Origin of the sequence: Vogesella mureinivorans, from assembly GCF_007644035.1 — a bacterium.
Classification (GTDB): Bacteria; Pseudomonadota; Gammaproteobacteria; order Burkholderiales; family Chromobacteriaceae; genus Vogesella; species Vogesella mureinivorans.
This window is the reverse complement of the sequence record NZ_VMTV02000337.1, coordinates 1-479: the sequence shown is the minus strand read 5'-3', so window position 1 is coordinate 479 and position 479 is coordinate 1. Positions and strand designations below refer to the sequence as shown.

At 39.2% G+C, this 479-nt stretch carries 2 protein-coding genes; one reads left to right on the top strand and one right to left on the bottom strand.

All coding sequences use genetic code 11. The features are described 5' to 3' along the window. A partial coding sequence (locus FLQ44_RS10150; RefSeq protein ID WP_206208801.1) for an endolytic transglycosylase MltG occupies positions 1-220 on the bottom strand: 220 nt, incomplete at its 3' end. 38 nt (positions 221-258) lie between these two features. Here FLQ44_RS10150 and FLQ44_RS10145 point away from each other — a divergent pair. Continuing rightward, the coding region (locus FLQ44_RS10145; protein WP_338117473.1) for a thioredoxin domain-containing protein at positions 259-479 on the top strand (221 nt) is incomplete at its 3' end.

The window sequence follows — 479 nt, the reverse complement described above, 5'->3', positions numbered from 1 at the left end:
TACCTGTATATTTATCCCCCATACCATAAATTACGGTTGGATCCGTTTGTAAACGCATTCCCAATTTCAAACGGCGACAAAATACACCAGAAACTTGCCTAAGCTCACTGTCAACACTGGTTTCTTTCTCTATGATCGACGCCATAATCAAGGCTTCATATTTTGTTTTATAAGGTAAGTTTGGTGCGCGTTTTTCCCAAGCATCATCTAAGATTTTCATTTGACGCTGATAAAACTCATGAAAAATCTGCTGATACTTTGTTTAAGGTAATTGGTGCATCAGATAAAAGTATAACTATTGGGTTGGTAACAGAAATTGCGGCACTTTCAGATCAAGTCACAGCACGTTTTGATGGTCAAAATGAGCGTAAACCTAGCTTTGGTATCGCAAAAGTAGGTGAGCAACCACGTGTATTCTTCGCTGGTTTGCCAATGGGACATGAGTTCACTTCACTGATCTTGGCTTTGTTACAAGTTTC